The organism is Morganella psychrotolerans, from assembly GCF_965118875.1.
Lineage (GTDB): Bacteria > Pseudomonadota > Gammaproteobacteria > Enterobacterales > Enterobacteriaceae > Morganella > Morganella psychrotolerans_C.
Genome location: NZ_CBCPJD010000004.1, coordinates 88377 through 107417, shown reverse-complemented (window position 1 = coordinate 107417; position 19041 = coordinate 88377). Strand labels below are relative to the sequence as shown.

The window sequence follows — 19041 nt, the reverse complement described above, 5'->3', positions numbered from 1 at the left end:
CTTTTAATGGCAACGGATTGCTATGCTGACATCATTTATTAATGCGGTAAAAAATAAGCCGGAAATATCCGTGCTGCTGATTATGATCATGGTGATCGCCATGCTGATCATTCCGCTGCCTAAGATCCTGGTGGATTTTCTGATCGGCCTGAATATCGTGATCTCCATCCTGATGTTATTGCTCTCTTTTTATATAACACGCATTCTGGGGTTTACCTCATTTCCTGCCTTACTGCTTATCACCACACTGTTTCGTCTGGCGCTTTCTATCAGTACCAGCCGCCTGATCCTGCTGGATGCAGACGCAGGTAATATTATTCAGTCGTTCGGTGATTTTGTTATCGGCGAAAATATTGTTGTTGGCTTTGTTATTTTTTCCATCGTTACTGTTGTCCAGTTTATTGTGATAACCAAAGGTTCGGAGCGGGTGGCGGAAGTGGCGGCCCGCTTCTCACTGGACGGCATGCCGGGCAAACAGATGAGCATTGATGCAGATCTGAAATCCGGACTTATTGATAACGAAGAAGTGCGTAAACGTCGCAAAGAACTGGAGCAGGAAAGTCAGATGTATGGTGCATTTGATGGCGCAATGAAATTTATCAAAGGTGATGCGATCGCCGGAATTGTCATCATTTTTGTGAATTTTGCCGGCGGAATAGGGATCGGTGTTGCTCAGATGTCGATGCCGTTCAGTGAGGCGCTGAGTACGTATACGTTGCTGACTATCGGCGACGGACTGGTTGCGCAGATCCCTGCATTGCTGATTGCAATAAGTGCCGGTTTTATTGTGACGCGGGTCAGCGGTACAAATCAAAACTTAGGTGCCAATATTATCAGGGAGTTGTTTTCTCATGATTTTACCCTGTTGGTAACGGCCGTTCTGGCATTGTGCATGGGGATGCTCCCGGGGTTCCCTGCCGGTATTTTTGGTTTGCTGGGTGGAGGACTGTTGCTTTTTTATGTGTCCCGGATGCGGCAGAGAAAGCGGCAGGATGCTGCGGTACAAAAAGAGGGTTGTGCAAACCCGGTTATGCAGGAGCCGCAATCATCCTCTGAAACCCCGTTTGTCTCCCGCGGACTGACGGCTGAAAATAATGAGGCAATCCCGCTTATCATTACGCTTCATACCTCTTATCAGACCTTATTTGAAACAAACAATATTACTGCCTGGCTGCGGGAAGAGTTTGCCTTTCGCTACGGTTTTTTTCTGTCCGGTATCATCATGAATTACAGCCATGATGTATCTGTGCATCAATCGGTTGTTTTAATTAATGAAATTCAGTCCGGCACCATCAACTGCTATCCGGATAAATATAAAATTGTGCAGGAAAGCGGGGCACTTGATGTGCTTAACATTGAGCCGGTGGTTATTGAGCTGAAAAATGGCGGAAGAACATACTGGGCAGATAAAAAACAGTATGAATTGTGCCATGCGTCAGGGATAGAAACAGCGCCGGGAATGACGGTGTTTTTCAATGAATTCAGCCGGATAATGACGCAACATATTCAGGAGTTACTCGGGATCCAGGAAACAAAAACGCTGCTGGATAATATCGAAAACAAATATCCGGAACTGCTGAAAGAGTGTTACCGCTATTTGTCTGTACAGCGGGTTGCGGATGTCTTTCAGCGGCTGATTTCAGAGCAGATTTCTATCCGTAATATTAAAACTATTCTTGGCGCACTGGTGCAGTGGGGACAGAAAGAGAAAGATACTCTGGTGCTGGTAGAGCATGTCCGCAGCCAGCTTGCCCGCTATATTTCTGACCGCTTTACCCGCAACCGGGTGCTGTATGCCGTTGTATTGTCAAATCCGGTGGAAGAGATGATCCGCCGGGGAATTCGTCAGTCGGCGGCGGGTACTTTTATCAATCTTGAACCGGCACAGCTCGATCATTTCTATGATGCGATGTCTGTGGTGATGGAGCCGCTGCGTGAACAGCCGGATATTGTATTACTGACGGCTATGGATATCCGTCGTTTTGTGAAAAAACTGATTGAGCTGCACTATCCGGAGGTAGCTGTTCTGTCATTTTCAGAAATTGTACCGGCGACACAGGTGTCGGTGATTGAGTCTGTGTAAGTAAATCAAAGAAAAAGGAAACCAAAGATGGATTTTGCAACACTGGTGACAGAAGGCATGAAATTGATCGGACGCAGTGATCTGGTTGCGGATGTCGCTGCTATCGATAATCACTCCACTATTACGCTATCACTGAGTGATCAGCAGGTTGTTCACCTGACAACGATGGATGAGCTTCCGGTTATCTGGGCACCACTGCCGGCCGAATTACCGGCATTGCACGCAGAGGTGAAAGGGGAACTGCTGGATGCACTTACCGCGCAGACAACCTCTCTGTTTTATCCGGGATTACCGGCCATCCGGCAGACAGATGACGGCACAGAGCTGGTCGCCTGTTTCAGTGAAAGTGCGGTAAGTGATAGTGAAACCTTTATTCAGGCGCTGGATCAGTTTGTCCGCGTTTATCAGCAATGTCATGCACTGCTACTGCGGGCCTGATCATGCTGGATTCATTTGTCAGCCACCTGGCTTTTCCTGTTCATATTCAGGGGTATTATCTGGAAGCACCGCTTCCCAGGGTCTTTATCGGTGAAATTTGTCTGTTATGGCAGGATACCTCATGTCAGGTGTTGATCGGACGGGCACAGGTAGTTGGTTTTAATGAAAAATATACTCTTCTCAGTCTGATTGGCAGGGCGTGTGGTCTGACACTGACAACTGTCATTGCCCCCACTGGTGAGCGGCTGACATTATCCTTTACCCGGCAAATCCCGGGCTCGGTGATTGATCCGTCAGGAAATACGCTGATCAGGCTGAGTGAACCGGCAGGAAGCGATCAGCGGACAATCACACGATTGATTAGTGCAGATGCTCCGGATGTTCTGTCACGTCAGCGCATCACGGATATTCTTCCGACGGGTGTCAAAGCGCTCGACGGCTTGCTCACTTGTGGAAAAGGGCAGCGGCTGGGCATTTTTGCCGGTGCGGGGTGCGGTAAAACGGTACTGATGAATATGCTGATTGAGCATGCAGATGCCGATATATTTGTTATCGCACTTATTGGTGAGCGGGGACGTGAAGTCACGGAACTGATTGATGACCTGCAAAAAAGTGCCAATGCGGCTCAATGTATCCTGGTCTGTTCGACATCTGATAAACCGGCAATCGATCGCTGCAATGCGGCGCTGGTGGCGACATCACTGGCGGAATATTACCGCGATGAGGGAAAAGATGTTGTGTTGTTTGTTGATTCACTGACCCGCTATGGTCGCGCGTTGCGTGATGTGGCGCTGAGTGCCGGAGAATTGCCGGTACGACTGGGCTTTCCTGCCTCGGTATTTGAACAACTACCGGCGCTGCTGGAGCGGCCCGGAGCCACAAAAAACGGTGTAATCACCGCGTTTTATACCGTATTGCTTGAAAGTGAAGATGAACCTGACGGCTTCGCTGATGAAGTTCGCTCAATACTGGATGGTCACATTTATCTTTCGCGCAGGCTGGCAATGAGCAACCACTATCCGGCAATTGATATCCTTGCCAGTATCAGCCGGGTGATGTCTCAGATTGCCTCTCCTGAACATTTATCCGCCGCAGGACGGTTTCGTCACTTTCTGGCAAAACAGAAAGAGCTGAAACTGCTGGTTGAGCTGGGGGAATACAAAACGGGCTTTAATCAGAACAATGATAAAGCGGTGGCACTGACAGAGCCGATGCGCGATTTTTTGTGTCAGTCACCGGGCGAATCCGTACCGCTGAGTGAGGTCAGCCATGCACTGCAAAGCCTCACTGCGTGAGGTCAGCCAACTGATTGCGCATTTCAGCCTGAAGGAGCGTTATGCACAGATTACATTGGCGCAACTGAACCTGCGCTACAGAGAGGAGCAGGAAAATCACCGTAGTTTGTTGCAGTTAATCAGCGCACTTGAGCAGCAGATTCTCAGTTTTGATGTAACAGGAATACACACTTACCTGGCACTAAATGAGCGGCGGCGAAAACAGTCAATTTACCGCAGGCAGATTCTGGATATCAGAGTCAAAGCGGAGGAATCTGCATTGGTGCAGGTACAGATTATTGAGGATATCAATAAAACTAACTGTCTTATTACAGGACTGAAGAAAAAAATAATAAAAATAGAACATTATAAACCCGAATAAATAGCTATTAATAAATCATGTCAGGGATAATTAAAAATAACTCAGCAAAGGATTGTTTATGAATATTACGGAGGTATTCCATTATGCACAAACAGATTGCATTGATCAGACAGATAATATTCAACGGTTAACTGAAAAAACAAATGGAAAGTTAACTGAAAAATTAAAGGATAAATTAAGAAATAAAACCGGAATGCCGGTCAGGTTGATCCCGGCGGATATGGATATCCGGCTATTATTCCTGCAAGGAAAAACAAAGAAACTCAGCCGGATAGCGGAGCGAACTGATATATTCCGGATAACATTACCGGCAGTATTACCGCTAAACGCTACCATTACACCGGAGCCACTGTTTCCGGTGACCAGAAACAGATCGGGAAGCGCTGAACTGATACCGGTTTCTGTCAGCCGGACAGAAGAAAGCCCGCGGCCTGTTATGGTACGGGAAACCGGACATGACTCTCCTGTCATTACTCAGTCTGTTACTTTGCCGGTTTCCGGGACATTACATCCAACAGAAAAACATCTGTTCACAGACGCTGTGCTGACAGATGAAACCCGGCAGTCAGCTACCGGAAATATTCAATTATTTCATTATCATAATTTGTATTTTTTGAACCGGCCTCAGACAAAAAAACAGGCAGATATAGCAGATATTAATGATGTTATTCCTGTTTTACATACTGAAAAACTGCTGGCGGAGTATCCGGTATTATCCTCCGGGTATACTGATATAGCACCTGAGTTACGGCAGAATATTCCGGTATTGTTACAGCAGTCGGCTCAGCATGGAATGGCGGAAGCGAATGTTAAAGCGGAACATTACTTTTCCTACGCGTTTAAAATGCAGGGTGAATATAATGAAATGATCCATATTTACCGTAAACAAGAGCAGCAATTTATTCTTGAAACTAATTCAGAGCGGTTGAAGCGCCATCTGAAGGCGAATATCCGCCACGGACAGAGAGAGAGTATTGATATTGTATAATTTGACGGGTTATCAGTATGTATTATGACAGTTGCCGGGCAATAGAATTTCTGAAAAAAATACTGCCTGAAAAACACAATAACAAAAATAAACGGGAAATTATTTGCCGGCTGAAAAATTCACAAAATATATTAATGGTTGCTATAAATCCCGAACAATTATTTCAATTTTTAATTGGTGACAATGATATTCCATGGGAATTAATACCGGAAAGCTATCTTTCTTCTCTGATTGAGAAAAATAACAATCTGTTATCGCTACCTTTTTTTTCACTCGAGGAGTATCAACTGACGGTCTGCACTGAAAAGCATGGCAGAAGCCGGGAAGCCGGATTATGGTTTGAAATGCACGGAATAGATTTTTATCTGATTGATGCAAAAGGACATTTTGATATCACCTCACCGCTGGTGACACAGCAGGGCGGGGTATCGGTTATTGGCGGTATTTATATCGGTTACACCAATACTTGTCTCGGAATAATTCGCGGACTTAATGAGGGTGACGCCCTTCTTATTACACACAATCACTACATTATGCGGGCAGGAGGCTATTTTCAGATGATGCTGGAACAGACGGAAGACGGTACCGTAATAACCGGGGTAGGTGTAGAGACACAAGAGTCACTGAGTACGCCACAACAGACTATTTTTGACAGCAATAAACTGTCTGTGCGGGTAGATTTTCTGCGCCATCGCCGGGTTTATCCGCTGGGAGAACTGCTGGCATTGAGACCCGGAGATAAACTGGTGTTACCGGAGACAGATAGCGATCCGGTGATCCTGGAAATCGACGGGCAGCGCTTTGCACAAGGGGAGCTGGTTCGCGTCGGTACACACTTTGCCGTGGAAATTCACCAGATTTTCCATAAGGATGCGTGATGACTGACAGCGCCGTATCCATGATGGTGATGCTGGCGGCGGCATCACTACTCCCCTTTATTCTTGCCGCCGGAACCTGCTACCTTAAATTTTCCATTGTGTTCGTGATGGTGCGTAATGCACTGGGAGTGCAGCAGGTGCCGTCAAATATGGTACTCAATGCCATTGCGCTTATTTTATCCATGGTAGTGATGTTCCCCATAGCCAGTAAAACTTATTACTATACGGTGGAAAATCCGGTCGAACTGTCACTGCCGGAGTCGGTCACCCGCTTTGTTGACGAAGGGCTGCATGATTACCGGCAGTATTTATTCCGTTATGCGGATAAATCTCTGCTGCACTTTTTTGCGCAACCTGACAGCGATGATACTCAGGATATTGAATTGGATGAAAACAGCGATATTGAATTTTTTCACCTGCTGGCCGCTTACGCATTAGCCGAAATAAAAGCGGCATTTCTGATCAGCTTTTATCTCTATCTGCCGTTTATTGTGATTGACCTTATTGTCTCCAGTGTATTGCTTGCACTCGGAATGATGATGATGAGCCCCGTGACACTCTCTGTCCCGATCAAACTGATCTTATTTATTGCGCTGGATGGCTGGTCACTGCTCTCAACCAGCCTGGTCTCACAATACCTTGAACTTATGGATACATGATATGGATATCATTTATGCCGCAGATAAAGGAATTTATCTGGTCATTATGCTGTCATTGCTGCCTGTATCGGTGGCAACAGCCGTTGGTCTTATTGTCGGGTTATTACAGACTGTCACGCAGATCCAGGAACAGACATTGCCGTTTGGTCTGAAACTGATCGCCGTTTTCACCTGCATTCTGATGCAGCTATCCTGGCTGGGCGACTCTCTGCTCCATTATGCCCGGGAGATGTTTTCGCTGGCACTGAACGTGACTGCTGCGGGCTGAAAATATGGCATTACTGACCTGGTTGCATGACATGCTGCATACCACGCTGTTTAACAGTGTACGGCTGTTTGCGGCGTTTGCATTTATCCCGTTTCTGAATGAAAAATTTATACTCAGCCGCACCAGCAGGGGTATTGTGATTTTTTTACTGGCACAGAGTCTGACCGGTGATCACGCGGCACCGGAACACGGATTTTCTGTTATACATCTGCTGAGTGAAATAACCGCCGGGTTGGTTATGGGGCTGGTATACAGCACGCCATTCTTTATTTTATCCGCTCTGGGTGAATATATTGATAATCAGCGCGGGGCAAATATCAGTGATATTGCTGATCCGACGACCGGCTCTGATGCGTCGCCATTCTCGACCTATCTCAATTTGTTCGGCGTGTCTTTTTTCCTGATGAATGACGGCATGTTACTGCTGCTCTCTTCACTGCGGGAAAGTTATATTCTGCTGCTGCCCGGGCAGTTGCTGACATCCATAAATTACAGCGTGGTCATGACCTGGTTGACAGAAAGCCTCTCACTGTCACTGCTTTTTTGTATGCCGTTGTTTATTATTCTGTTTATATCAGAAGTAAGTCTGGGCGCGCTGGCGCTTTATAATTCACAGCTCAATCCTTTTTCACTGTCGCTTTCGGTCAAAAGTATCATTGCCTTTCTGCTGGCTCTGCTGCTGTTTCGCGGAACCACTGTCCGGGATGCGATTGCACTGTTTGATCCTGCGCTGGTGACGTTATTTTTGAGGGGGAGTGATGGCTGAAAAAACAGAAAAGCCGACCAGTAAAAAACTCAAAGATGAATCAAAAAAAGGTAATGCGTTTAAATATAAGGAGTTGTTATCTACAGTTGGTTATATGACGGGGTTCTGCTTTTTGGTTTATGTGGCAGACTGGCGTGCATTCAGCCGATTCTGTCTGATAGTTTTACGTAATGTAAACACACTCTCACTTTCAGTTTATATTGATGAATTATTTAGCCTTTTTCTTCAGATGGTTTTACCGTTGATAGGTTTGTGCGGGTTCTGTGTCAGCTTTGTCTCACTGTTACAGACCCGCTTTGCCCTTGCGACGGAATCTATCAAATTTGATTTAACAAAAATCGATCCGGTAGCCGGATTCAAGCGGATTTTCACCAAAAAATCCCTGAAAAACCTGGTAAAAGCACTGCTGTCAATCGGAGTATATGTCGCCGCAGGGTGGGCATTTATCATGATGAATGCGGCTGATGTTTATGCCCTGGTCAATATCCCTTTTTCTGATGTGAGACACAGTTTTATTCATTTTGTTGCCCGCTATGTATTTACTTTTATGCTGCTGTTATGCCCGTTATTGGTCATCGACTATATCGTGGAATATCTCTTGTTCTTCAGTGATATGAAAATGGAAAAACATGAAGTTAAACAAGAGTATAAAAACAGTGAAGGCAATCAGGACATAAAATCTGCCCGTAAACATCAACACAGAGAATTGCTGAGTTCGGAAACGAAAGCATTAATTAAGAACTCAGATGTGGTGGTGGTTAATCCGACACACATCGCTGTTGCGGTTTATCTTGATCCGGATAACGGAGTGATGCCACTGATCACGGTAAAAGAAAAAGGCAAAAATGCGCTGGCTGTCCGGCAATATGCTGAAAAGCATCAAATACCTGTTGTCCGGGATATTCCGCTGGCGCGTAGGCTGTTTAAGAAGTATCACGTTTTTGACACCATTATTGATGATGATCTGGATAAATTCCTTGACCTGTTGTTGTGGCTCAGAGATGTGGAGCAGGCTGGTACAGATATACCGGATATAGAAAACACACACTGATACTGCCTGTATCAGACAGGTGAGTATTTTATGAAAGTGATTATCAGCAGATTTAGGTACTATTTATCACACTTGATAATCGAATATTATTAAGGATAATTGTTATGGATAACAAAGAAATACTGAATATTAAATCGCTGGTTGAAAAGATTTTCACACATATTGAAAACGGAACGATAATTAAGGCATTAGTACCAGAGGATCCGGAAGATTATAGTCATGTCTATTCATTGGCCTGTGATTATTATGATAAAGGATTAATTGAACAGGCGGAAAAAATATTTCATTCATTATGTCTGTATGATTTCAGTAATACTGATTATCTTTTGGGATTAGCTGCCGTTAAACAGGTACAAAAACAGTACCGGAAAGCGATTAACCTGTATGCAATGGCGATTAATCTGGATGATACTAACGTATCAGCTTATTTATATTCTGGTCAGTGTTTTCTTTTTATGGGCGATACAGGCACTGCAACTAATCGTTTTAAGCATGTATTAACACTGAGTTGTGAATCACAGGATAAAGAGCAGGCAGAGTATTATTTGTCATTGCTGGAGAATAAAAATGGCTGACAATATAGCATTGAATCACGAACGAATAGTACCGGGTGTACCGGAAGAGAATTATGCATTAAGAGAAGATGATGATAGTGCAGCAGTGCAACCTGTTGCAGGTCAGTATGATAATATTATTTTGGAACGTGAGAGCCGGGAACGGTTAGAGACTATCACAGATGAATTATCTGAAATAAAAACAATGCTTTATAGTAATAAATCATCAGATGCTGAAATTGAAATAGCACTGGCACGTTACAAGCTGTTGATGAGTAAAGATAATATTGTATTTATTCAGAGTATCGACCGTAAATGGTCTGATGATGCTATTTATATTAATAATCGTATTCATGATTTTGAGATTTCAAAAGAATTAATTACGCATGAATATTATGATGAGCAATTACATATTCTAGTCAGATATAGCCATGATATCAGCCTGAAGTATCATAGGGAAGGTATGTCAGGTTATATGGAGTTTTATAAAGGAACAACAAAAATACTCAATGACTATGGTAATTATATTGGGGATGTTGTTGATGATGGTAAAAAAACACTATTAAAGGAACATAAGCTTATCAATGATCTCCATAGTGTTACAAAAAAATATATTCCTGATTTAGATACAGATACCGGATTTATCTATAAGAGTAATATTGAGGTTGTTCCGGGTAAAAAAAATGGGTTATATAATGTTGCTATTGATGGCCAAATTATTGAATCTGATGTTAGTTATAAAAGTGCAGTAACTGCACTAAATGGTTTTTTTTCTGTATTTGATAAACCAATTAATGGTACAAAATTCATTAAGCAAATAATACCTGAGAAAGATAAGGATGGGAATGTAATAAAGTTAACAGGAAAGGTGCGCCAGTTTGTTGTGCCGGATAACGTATTTACATATTTAGAAATAAATAATTATGCAAAAGACTATGAAAGTAATGTTAGTGGTTCACTGAGTGAAATTCATAAGTTAAATATTTTCACAAACAATGAACATGTTGATGCTATAAATGAAATGAATTTAAATGAATATACTGGGTTAAAAGAAAAAATCAAAGATGCATTAGATAATAGTCGTATTTCGTCAAGTGGATCTCATATAACAATCTATCGAAAAATTGCATATGACTATGATGGATGGAAAGCAAAAATTATTGTTAGGTATGAAGAGATCTCAAAATCGGAATATGATAAATATATGAGGGATGATCCTGACATTTATATTAAGACCTGGGCGAAATGGAAGCCAACAGTTGATACAAAACAGGTTGTATTAAATATAGATACCTCTGTTAAAGTTGATTCGACTGCTTTAAATATACTAACTACCAGGTTAGATGGGATGAAAAAAGAACTTCAACTATCGATTGATGAATTTTCTCAGCACTATAGTACAAAAAACAGTAACTATGAAAATATGGTTAAGAACATTACTAATATGATCTCTGATTTATTTAATGAAATTAAAAACATGCTAAGAAACTAAATATTACAGTATGAATCTGAGGGATAATATGGATATTAATTCTAATGTGTCTTCCGTTAAAAAAACTGATAATGTGCAGCAAGGGCATGATGTCGGTACAGCAGAAATGCAAAAAACAGCAGGGGCGATGGTTACACTGCATACTGAAGCTGCAGTTTCTTCGGTGATTAATAACGCTGTAAAAAATAAAAATAATTACAATAAACCTCGTATTTCAGGTAATAATAAATCGAATGGCAAAGTCACTGAGTATAAGGAAATAAATCTGGTTAAAATTTCATATTATGAAATGTTCGCTAAGATACAGGATTATTTTTTTTCAGAACAAACTGAAAAATATAAAAATAGTGCAGCTATAAATAAAAAACAATATGCATATATTATGACGGACAAACAAATTTCCATTATGAATAAACGTATTGATGAATTGTCAACTGGGGTAAATAACCAGATGGATAATTTATCAGATTATTATTATGGGGTTTTTAAATGTCCTGAAGGAATTGGTGGGTATTTAAATTACCCCGGAAATATGGATAAGATTTTTTTAGCCAAGTTTGGTAAGGAAATGAAAGAAAAATTTATATCTGTGGCAAAGGATGAAAAACTGAAGGGTGCATTAGTAACGGATGAAATGGCAACAAAATCATTCAAAAAATACCTTGCTGAAAAATTTAATATTGCCAATGTTTATAGAACACTTTTTAATAAAGAAAAAACGTCAGAAGAAAAAATAAAAATCGTCTCTGAACTGCTGAATGATTTTAGCGAACTACCATCAGAGGATAGTGCTGCCGGAAAAAAATGGATAGCTGACCTTGGTAACTTGCACTCTGAACTGAGTTATTTACACAGTCAGGTTAAGCTATATAACAGCATGGCTGCATATTGTGAACAAGTAGCGAATAGTAATCCAGATAATAATTCAGATGGCAGATATGAAAATGAATTAGCGGTAATCATGGCAAAATTGTCAGATTTACGTGAAAAAATGATACAGAGCAAAATGGAAAGTGAAATTCGGGTTCAGCAGCTTCAGCAACTGGCATTGCAGACAAAAACAGAAAAAGAAGCGGCAGATATTGAGATGAAAATTAAAGAAGCTGAAGAGTTACAGGCATTATTTAAATGGCTGGCTCCCTTAATTGCATTTATTTTACTGATATTAGCAGCACTTACGGCAGGTACAATGACTGCTTTTATTGTGGCACTTATTTTTACTGTCGTTATGGTCATTGATGCAATTCTGGATTCACTGGGCAAAGCCGGCATTATGAGTACGCTGATGACGCCGTTTACAAAGCTAATGGAAGAGATTCAGCAATTTATTAAAAATATTGCTCTTGAAGTAGCGAGAGCGGAAGGGAAATCTGAAAAAGAGCTCAGAGAGTTAGAAATGTATATGGAGATTATCGCTATGGTCGTAGCCATGGCGGTGATGGTTGCCTTGATGGCGGCATTGAGTGCGATGATTGGAAAGCTGGTTGGTCATTTTTTATCAGAATCAGTAAAACAAATAATCAAAGAGATTATGAAAGAAGTGCAGCGTGCGATGATTGTCATGTCTGTCTCAAATGTTGTAACCGGGGGGGCAAATACTATTCTTCAGGCACAAATTAGTGAGGAAGTTTCCCGCCGTATTGCGGATATCGAATTTGACCAGCAGCTTATTGATTCACTGACAGAGATGATGAACAGGCTGATGGAAAGCTTTTCAGGACATCACGAAGAACTGCGCACGTTAAATGAAAAAACCAGCGCGATGGCACGGGATAGTTTTCGCAACCGGAAAGCGATATTAAATACCCCGGTATAATTTGTTAACTTAAAAAGGATTTTATAATGACTACACCAATCTCATCACCTGTAATAAAGCCATCAGTAACACAGGCAATTGTTGATGAATCTGCCGGTAATAATACTGCGGGTTTAAAAAATGTACCAAAGGTGCATCATTCGTCACAATTAGTTGAAACTGTGGTTGAAAATAGTGGTTCAGTCAAAGCGCAGTCAGTGCCACTTACTGATGATGAAATCAAAAATATCATCAAATCCAATGCGCCTGCAGGCACTTTTGCATTACTTTCTGAACAGGATCAGCGGTGGATGAGTATCGCGATTGAACTTTTTCGTGTCCTGTCGGATGACTCTCTGTCACAACGTGCTATGCGTGACAAAATGGGAGAAGTCGTAAAAAAATTGGCTGAAAAGCTGAAGGATCATAAATATAAAGAAGCGGATATTCAGGTAAAAGCCGCTATTGCCGGCGCTGTGGCTTCAATGGTAGTAGCTGTTGCCGGTGCGGTGTACTCTGTCAAAGGGTTGGGTGCAAATCCTGACGGGGCATCATTACAGAGTATTTCAGGTCAGGCGATAAGCTCTCTGACACAAACTACCGGGAACCTGGTGTCTCAGATTATCGGTGCTGATGCTACCCGTGAACAAGGCGAGGCTGAACTGACCCGGGCGGCAAAAGAGGATGCATTGAACAGTATGTCATCACACAATAAATCTGCAGATGTACAGCAGGAACTGGTTAAGAAAATTATGGAGCTGCTCAGTCGCTTCTTTGACGCTCAGACGGCGACGAAAAGTCAGCTGATTAGTAATGCGCGGACATAATTTTATCATTCTGTTTTTCTGCGGAGCAGCCCTTAATCCGGCTGCTTTTTTTATTCTTTTTTTCTCATCATGAAGAAAATTCATCTTTATTTTACCACTTCCGTTTTGATCTCTTCCGCAATTGCCGGTATAAGAAAGATAAGTCTATACGTCTGGACGTCTAAATAATGATATTCACCTGCGCTGTAAGGAAGAACACATGAAACTTGAAACGCTCTCTGTCCACGCCGGGTATTCACCGGACCCGACCACAAAATCAGTCGCTGTACCTATCTATCAAACCACGTCTTATGCCTTTGATGATACACAGCATGGCGCGGATTTGTTTGATCTCAAAGTTCCGGGAAATATCTACACCCGCATTATGAACCCGACAAATGATGTTTTAGAACAAAGGGTTGCGGCGATTGAGGGCGGTATTGCGGGGCTGGCGGTAGCATCAGGCATGGCGGCGATCACCTATGCGATTCAGACCCTGGCAGGTGTCGGCGACAACATTATCAGTGTCTCCAAATTGTATGGTGGTACTTATAATTTGTTTGCGCATAATTTTCCCCGTATCGGGATAGAGGCCCGCTTTGTGGAGCATGACGATTTTGCACAACTGGAAGCGCTGATTGACGACAACACCAAAGCCGTGTTCTGCGAAACCATTTCGAACCCCGCCGGACATATTGTTGATCTGGAAAAGATAGCGGAGATTGCCCATCGTCATGGCGTGCCGCTGATTGTCGATAATACAGTGGCAACCCCCGCACTGTGCCGCCCGATTGAGTTCGGGGCTGATATCGTGGTGCATTCACTGACGAAATATATTGGCGGACATGGCTCTTCCCTCGGCGGCATTGTTATCGATTCCGGAAAATTTCCGTGGCACGAGCATGCAGACCGCTTTGCGATACTGAATACGCCGGATCCCTCTTATCATGGCGTGAATTATGTTGAACACTTCGGCGCTGCTGCATTTATTGCCCGTTGTCGTGTGGCGCCGCTGCGCAACACAGGCGCGGCACTCTCTCCGTTTAACAGTTTCCTGATTTTACAGGGGCTGGAAACACTGGCACTGCGTATGGAACGCCATGTCGAAAACGCACAGCGCGTAGCCGAATATCTGCAACAGCACCCGCAGGTGGTATGGGTGAAATATGCCGGTCTGGCGAACAGCCCGGAGCATGCTCTGGCACAGAAATACGTGAAAGGCACACCGGCATCGATTATGTCTTTCGGTATCAAAGGCGGGGCAGAGGCGGGGGCGAAGTTTATCGATGCACTGAAACTGATTGTCCGCCTGGTCAATATCGGGGATGCGAAATCGCTTGCCTGTCACCCGGCAACCACAACACACCGTCAGCTGAATGAAGCTGAACTGGCCCGCGCCGGGGTATCAAGAGATATGATCCGTTTATCAATTGGTATTGAGCACATTGATGACATCCTGGCAGATATCAGTGCGGCACTGGACAGTGCAAAATAAAAAACAATTATAACAATGCGTTTCGGAGATGGTATGAGAAAAATTATAGTATCAGCGCTGCTCGCCTGCACCACATTACTGGCGGTTTCCTGTTCTCAGAATGAGGATGAAAAACCCCTGAAAGTCGCCATTAATACAGGACCGGACCAGGCAATCTGGGAAGAAGTGGTAAAAGTTGCCAAAGAGAAGCAGGGGCTGGATATTGAGGTTATCGCCTTCAATGACTATGTCCTGCCGAATGAAGCGCTGCGCAATAAAGATGTGGATGCCAATGCGTTCCAGACCGTGCCGTATTATGAGGCGCAAAGCAAAGAGCGCGGTTATCAGTTTGAAGTCATTGGTAAGACCTTTATTTTCCCGATAGCCGCTTACTCAAATAAAATAAAATCCGCCGCTGAATTACCCAATGGTGCAACGATTGCGATTTCCAATGAAACCACGACGCTCGGCCGCAGCCTGTTACTGTTGCAGGCCGAAGGACTGATTAAGCTGAAAGACGGGGTAGGCTATCTGCCGGGTACCCCTGATATTATTGAAAATCCGAAAAAACTGAAAATTGTTGAGATTGATACACCACAACTAACCCGCGCGCTGGACGACCCGGATGTGTATCTTTCAGTTATTAACAATAATTTTTCATCACAAGTCGGACTCTCTGCTGCGCGCGACGGGCTGTTTATGGAAGATGCCGATTCGCCATATGTGAACCTGATTGTGGCCAGAGCCGCAGACAAAGACAATGAGAAGCTGAAAAAGCTGGTCGCAGCGTTTCAGAGTGATGAGGTCCTGAAGAAGGCGGAGGAAGTTTATCGTGGTGACGCCGTCCGTGCCTGGTAAATACGCGTCATCCTTCCGTCCATAGCCGCGTTGGCTGCACTCATCGGCACGGGTCACATACTTATGTATGCTCCCCGTGCCTCTTCGTTTGCCGCCTTGCTCTGAACGAAATGATTTAGCGTATTGGCTTGTGAGTGATATTTTTATAAAAACAGTCTAATAATTTCATTTCGCAGATAACCGGTAAAAAAAGCAGAAAGCATGCAAGCCATGGATGGCGAGCCTGAGCGTACAGGGAGGTATTCACAGCGGCTTTCTGTTTTTACCGGTTTATCAGCGTGGCACCGTAATCCCCGGTTTTATCTCAGTGGCTTATTCCCCGAATCCTTACCTTGAATCTCCCGCCGATTGCCTGAATAATAGTCGTCATTCAGACAAGGAAAATACAATGAAACAACTGATTATCGGACTGTTAGGTGTGGCTGTACTGGTCGGCGTGCTACTGGTCTCCAATTACAACAGTATCCAGGCGCAGGATGAAGGCGTAACAGCATCGGCCTCTGAAATGCTCAATCAATACAAACGCCGCGCAGATCTGATCCCGAACCTGGTCAAAACCGTTCAGGCCTCTTCAGACTTTGAACGTCAGGTATTGCAGGATGTAGTGGAAGCCCGGGCGAAAGTCGGGCAGATGAATATTAATGTCACTGATCTGAACGATCCGGCACTGCTGGCAAAATTTCAGCAGGCGCAAAGCGAACTGGGATCTTCACTCTCCCGGCTGCTTGCCGTATCTGAGCGCTATCCGGATCTGAAAAGTAACGCGCTTTACAGTGATCTGATGGTGCAACTGGAAGGCAGCGAAAACCGGATCGCGGTGGCTCGAGGGCGTTATATTGAAAGTGTCCGTGAATACAACACCACTATCCGTAAATTCCCTGCGGTGATTATTGCAAATTACATGGGATACACCGGTAAGCCCAATTTCAGTGTGGAAAATGAAGCAGAAGTCACCACGGTGCCTGGTGTTGAATTTAAGTAAAAAATAAAGGAATAACAGGATGTTATTCCTTTTAGTTATTCTGATTACTGATTATCCCCAAAGGAGAGTGGGAATAATAAGGAGTTGCTGTGTTAACTGAAGAGTTTCTCTCCAATAACGTACTCAGCCTGATTGTGCTGGTTATCTGTATCTTAGGCTCTGTTGGGTTGATGATTTATAACCGCAGGCGGGAAAAGGGTAAACATGCCACATTAATGCATATCTCCCAGCTTGTGATGTGGGCGCTGTGTGTGGTGATCCTCGGGGATTTTACAGAGCAGGGAATTGTCTATTTTCAGTGGCGCTTTATCACCGCTGATACCGTGGCGATGATTTGTACCACACTGATCGTATTGTTGTTGATCCGTAAATTATTCCTGATGATCAACCGCCTGGCGCAGGCACAGATAGCCCGTGGCAGTGATATTACCTCTGCGCACATTATTTCCCGCGTGCTGAAAATTCTAATCGTGATTGTGGTTTTTCTGCTCTACGGTGAACATTTCGGCATGAGTCTCTCCGGGCTGATGACGTTCGGCGGGATCGGCGGTATTGCTATCGGCATGGCAGGGAAGGATATTCTCAGTAATCTTTTTTCCGGCATTATGCTCTACTTTGACCGCCCGTTTAAAATCGGTGACTGGGTCAGTTCGCCTGACCGGCAGATTGAAGGTACGGTGGTGGAGATTGGCTGGCGCATCACAAAAATTATTACCTTTGATCACCGCCCGCTCTATATTCCTAACTCCCTGTTTTCCTCCATCAGTGTGGAAAACCCGGGGCGCATGACAAACCGGCGGATCAAAACCACCATTGGTCTGCGCTATGAAGATGCAGATAAAATTGCGCCGGTTGTCAGTGATATCCGTGCCATGCTGAAAGCTGATGAAACAATCGATCAGCACCAGACCATGCTGGTTTATTTTGATGAATTCGGCGATTCGGCGCTCAATATCATGGTCTATTGCTTCACAAAAACCACCGTCTGGGCAGATTGGCTGGCGGCACAGCAGGCGGTGTATTTGAAAATTATTGCTATTGTTCATCAGCACGGCGCAGATTTCGCTTTCCCGAGCAGGACTCTGTACATGGAACGCAATTCCGCTCCTGCAAGCCGCGAACCTGCGGGAATGTGATCCGGCACCTTGCACTGAATACCCTGTTTCCGTTATCGTGCCGCCGGTTAATCATTAAGATGTGACTCAGAGGCGGCACGGTATGGCGAAATATTTTTCTATCGGCGAAATGGCAAAACTTCATAAAATCAGCATTCAAACGCTGCGTTATTATGATCAACTGGGGTTATTCAGACCGGTCTATGTCGATCAGGAAAGCAACTACCGCTATTACACTATCGATCAATTCTCTCAGCTGGATATTATTAAATATCTGAAATACTTAGGGATGCCGCTGAAAGAGATCAAACACCGCTTACAGGACTCGGATACACAAATCCTGAATCTGCTGACGCGGAAAATCACGGTTGTGGATGAAAAAATCCGTGAGTTGGAGCTGATAAAGAAAGTACTCTCCACTAAAAAAGAGACGCTGGAGAAAGGCATTGATACGGACAGCATCGGCAAAGTTACCCGCCGCTATATTCCCCGCCGCCATATTTTATCAATGGATTACGAACCGGGTCTGAGCTTTGAGGAAACCATGGAATTCTCACGGCGGCAGATTGCCAATATCCTGGAAGAGAATATTTCTATTTTCTACGGCGGTGTCAGCGGTCTGGTGTCCCGCGACAATTATCTTGCCACACAGCAGGTTAACTATCTGAACAGCTTTGTTATTGTTGAGCGTGACCTGTTTAATCCGCAGGTGCAGAATAAAATTACTGAAATCCCCGACGGTGAATTTATCTGTCTGATGTATCAGGGACCCTACAGTGACAATGGTGCGGCATTTAAAACCATCACTGATTATGCTGAATACAAACGCATTCCGGTGGATGATATGATGTATGAAATTCCTGTAATTGACCCGCTCTCAACCAATGATAAGCATCATTTACTGACTGAAATTCAAATCAAAGTGAAACGGCGTGAAATAGATACGCGTTGCCTGGTGTAAGACTCTCTCCTTACTATAGATAATTATCCGTAATATGCAGAAACAGGCTGAAAATACAGAGTCTGTTTCTGTTTTTTTATCTGATAATTACCCGTTTTGTGATGAGCGTCAGATATCCCCGCATTGACTCTATAGTAGCAATAGAGTCTATAGTTACCCCATTCCCGTACACCACGCTACTACACAGCTGATCCTGAATCAGGATCCCGAATTTATA

19 protein-coding genes are annotated in these 19041 nt (G+C 43.8%); all 19 read left to right on the top strand.

Annotated features, from left to right (window positions below):
• Positions 1-22: 22 nt before the first annotated feature.
• A complete protein-coding gene (locus ACMHKJ_RS05890) occupies positions 23-2083 on the top strand; it encodes an EscV/YscV/HrcV family type III secretion system export apparatus protein (protein WP_413492566.1) in 2061 nt (686 codons plus the stop codon).
• Positions 2084-2110: 27 nt separating this feature from the next.
• On the top strand, positions 2111-2521 hold the full coding sequence (locus ACMHKJ_RS05885) for a type III secretion system chaperone family protein (RefSeq protein ID WP_413492565.1): 411 nt from the start codon (positions 2111-2113) through the stop codon (positions 2519-2521).
• A gap of 2 nt (positions 2522-2523) precedes the next feature.
• On the top strand, positions 2524-3816 hold the full coding sequence (gene sctN / locus ACMHKJ_RS05880; RefSeq protein WP_413492564.1) for a type III secretion system ATPase SctN: 1293 nt from the start codon (positions 2524-2526) through the stop codon (positions 3814-3816).
• Positions 3791-4177, top strand: a complete 387-nt coding sequence (locus tag ACMHKJ_RS05875) for a hypothetical protein (protein ID WP_413492563.1) — start codon at positions 3791-3793, stop codon at positions 4175-4177. Before sctN ends, ACMHKJ_RS05875 begins: the two co-directional genes overlap by 26 nt.
• Positions 4178-4235: 58 nt before the next feature.
• On the top strand, positions 4236-5165 hold the full coding sequence (locus ACMHKJ_RS05870) for a hypothetical protein (protein WP_413492562.1): 930 nt from the start codon (positions 4236-4238) through the stop codon (positions 5163-5165).
• Between the two features lie 134 nt (positions 5166-5299).
• Positions 5300-6043: a FliM/FliN family flagellar motor switch protein gene (locus ACMHKJ_RS05865; RefSeq protein WP_413492561.1), complete on the top strand. Its 744-nt coding sequence runs from the start codon at positions 5300-5302 to the stop codon at positions 6041-6043.
• Entirely contained in the window at positions 6043-6702 is a 660-nt protein-coding gene (locus ACMHKJ_RS05860) for an EscR/YscR/HrcR family type III secretion system export apparatus protein (RefSeq protein WP_413492560.1), read from the top strand. The genes ACMHKJ_RS05865 and ACMHKJ_RS05860 overlap by 1 nt, the downstream gene beginning before the upstream one ends.
• 1 nt (position 6703) lies before the next feature.
• The gene (gene sctS, locus ACMHKJ_RS05855; RefSeq protein WP_413492559.1) at positions 6704-6970 is read left to right on the top strand and encodes a type III secretion system export apparatus subunit SctS; all 267 of its coding nucleotides are present in this window, start codon (positions 6704-6706) and stop codon (positions 6968-6970) included.
• Between the two features lie 4 nt (positions 6971-6974).
• On the top strand, positions 6975-7736 hold the full coding sequence (locus ACMHKJ_RS05850; RefSeq protein ID WP_413492558.1) for an EscT/YscT/HrcT family type III secretion system export apparatus protein: 762 nt from the start codon (positions 6975-6977) through the stop codon (positions 7734-7736).
• The gene (locus ACMHKJ_RS05845; RefSeq protein ID WP_413492557.1) at positions 7729-8787 is read left to right on the top strand and encodes an EscU/YscU/HrcU family type III secretion system export apparatus switch protein; all 1059 of its coding nucleotides are present in this window, start codon (positions 7729-7731) and stop codon (positions 8785-8787) included. Before ACMHKJ_RS05850 ends, ACMHKJ_RS05845 begins: the two co-directional genes overlap by 8 nt.
• Positions 8788-8891: 104 nt before the next feature.
• Positions 8892-9362, top strand: a complete 471-nt coding sequence (locus ACMHKJ_RS05840; RefSeq protein ID WP_413492556.1) for a tetratricopeptide repeat protein — start codon at positions 8892-8894, stop codon at positions 9360-9362.
• A complete protein-coding gene (locus ACMHKJ_RS05835; protein ID WP_413492555.1) occupies positions 9355-10833 on the top strand; it encodes a hypothetical protein in 1479 nt (492 codons plus the stop codon). The genes ACMHKJ_RS05840 and ACMHKJ_RS05835 overlap by 8 nt, the downstream gene beginning before the upstream one ends.
• A gap of 28 nt (positions 10834-10861) precedes the next feature.
• Complete coding sequence (locus ACMHKJ_RS05830; RefSeq protein WP_413492554.1) at positions 10862-12649, top strand: hypothetical protein; 1788 nt, start codon at positions 10862-10864, stop codon at positions 12647-12649.
• A gap of 26 nt (positions 12650-12675) precedes the next feature.
• Positions 12676-13455 (top strand): hypothetical protein, encoded by a 780-nt coding sequence (locus ACMHKJ_RS05825; RefSeq protein WP_413492553.1) that lies wholly within the window; start codon positions 12676-12678, stop codon positions 13453-13455.
• 199 nt (positions 13456-13654) lie between these two features.
• The gene (locus tag ACMHKJ_RS05820; protein WP_413492552.1) at positions 13655-14929 is read left to right on the top strand and encodes a bifunctional O-acetylhomoserine aminocarboxypropyltransferase/cysteine synthase; all 1275 of its coding nucleotides are present in this window, start codon (positions 13655-13657) and stop codon (positions 14927-14929) included.
• 33 nt (positions 14930-14962) lie between these two features.
• Positions 14963-15766, top strand: a complete 804-nt coding sequence (locus tag ACMHKJ_RS05815; protein WP_413492551.1) for a MetQ/NlpA family ABC transporter substrate-binding protein — start codon at positions 14963-14965, stop codon at positions 15764-15766.
• A gap of 388 nt (positions 15767-16154) precedes the next feature.
• Positions 16155-16748, top strand: coding sequence for a LemA family protein (locus ACMHKJ_RS05810; protein WP_413492550.1), 594 nt, complete (start codon positions 16155-16157; stop codon positions 16746-16748).
• Positions 16749-16837: 89 nt separating this feature from the next.
• Positions 16838-17884 carry a mechanosensitive ion channel family protein gene (locus tag ACMHKJ_RS05805; RefSeq protein ID WP_413492549.1) on the top strand — a complete coding sequence of 349 codons (1047 nt, stop codon included), beginning with the start codon at positions 16838-16840 and terminating at the stop codon, positions 17882-17884.
• Between the two features lie 82 nt (positions 17885-17966).
• Positions 17967-18824 carry a MerR family transcriptional regulator gene (locus ACMHKJ_RS05800; protein WP_413492548.1) on the top strand — a complete coding sequence of 286 codons (858 nt, stop codon included), beginning with the start codon at positions 17967-17969 and terminating at the stop codon, positions 18822-18824.
• Positions 18825-19041 lie beyond the last annotated feature (217 nt).

Coding starts and splice junctions, on each gene's coding strand:
- ACMHKJ_RS05890 (WP_413492566.1), top strand. CDS start 23: ATGCTGACATCATTTATTAATGCGGTAAAAAATAAGCCGGAAATATCC.
- ACMHKJ_RS05885 (WP_413492565.1), top strand. CDS start 2,111: ATGGATTTTGCAACACTGGTGACAGAAGGCATGAAATTGATCGGACGC.
- sctN (WP_413492564.1), top strand. CDS start 2,524: ATGCTGGATTCATTTGTCAGCCACCTGGCTTTTCCTGTTCATATTCAG.
- ACMHKJ_RS05875 (WP_413492563.1), top strand. CDS start 3,791: ATGCACTGCAAAGCCTCACTGCGTGAGGTCAGCCAACTGATTGCGCAT.
- ACMHKJ_RS05870 (WP_413492562.1), top strand. CDS start 4,236: ATGAATATTACGGAGGTATTCCATTATGCACAAACAGATTGCATTGAT.
- ACMHKJ_RS05865 (WP_413492561.1), top strand. CDS start 5,300: ATGGTTGCTATAAATCCCGAACAATTATTTCAATTTTTAATTGGTGAC.
- ACMHKJ_RS05860 (WP_413492560.1), top strand. CDS start 6,043: ATGACTGACAGCGCCGTATCCATGATGGTGATGCTGGCGGCGGCATCA.
- sctS (WP_413492559.1), top strand. CDS start 6,704: ATGGATATCATTTATGCCGCAGATAAAGGAATTTATCTGGTCATTATG.
- ACMHKJ_RS05850 (WP_413492558.1), top strand. CDS start 6,975: ATGGCATTACTGACCTGGTTGCATGACATGCTGCATACCACGCTGTTT.
- ACMHKJ_RS05845 (WP_413492557.1), top strand. CDS start 7,729: ATGGCTGAAAAAACAGAAAAGCCGACCAGTAAAAAACTCAAAGATGAA.
- ACMHKJ_RS05840 (WP_413492556.1), top strand. CDS start 8,892: ATGGATAACAAAGAAATACTGAATATTAAATCGCTGGTTGAAAAGATT.
- ACMHKJ_RS05835 (WP_413492555.1), top strand. CDS start 9,355: ATGGCTGACAATATAGCATTGAATCACGAACGAATAGTACCGGGTGTA.
- ACMHKJ_RS05830 (WP_413492554.1), top strand. CDS start 10,862: ATGGATATTAATTCTAATGTGTCTTCCGTTAAAAAAACTGATAATGTG.
- ACMHKJ_RS05825 (WP_413492553.1), top strand. CDS start 12,676: ATGACTACACCAATCTCATCACCTGTAATAAAGCCATCAGTAACACAG.
- ACMHKJ_RS05820 (WP_413492552.1), top strand. CDS start 13,655: ATGAAACTTGAAACGCTCTCTGTCCACGCCGGGTATTCACCGGACCCG.
- ACMHKJ_RS05815 (WP_413492551.1), top strand. CDS start 14,963: ATGAGAAAAATTATAGTATCAGCGCTGCTCGCCTGCACCACATTACTG.
- ACMHKJ_RS05810 (WP_413492550.1), top strand. CDS start 16,155: ATGAAACAACTGATTATCGGACTGTTAGGTGTGGCTGTACTGGTCGGC.
- ACMHKJ_RS05800 (WP_413492548.1), top strand. CDS start 17,967: ATGGCGAAATATTTTTCTATCGGCGAAATGGCAAAACTTCATAAAATC.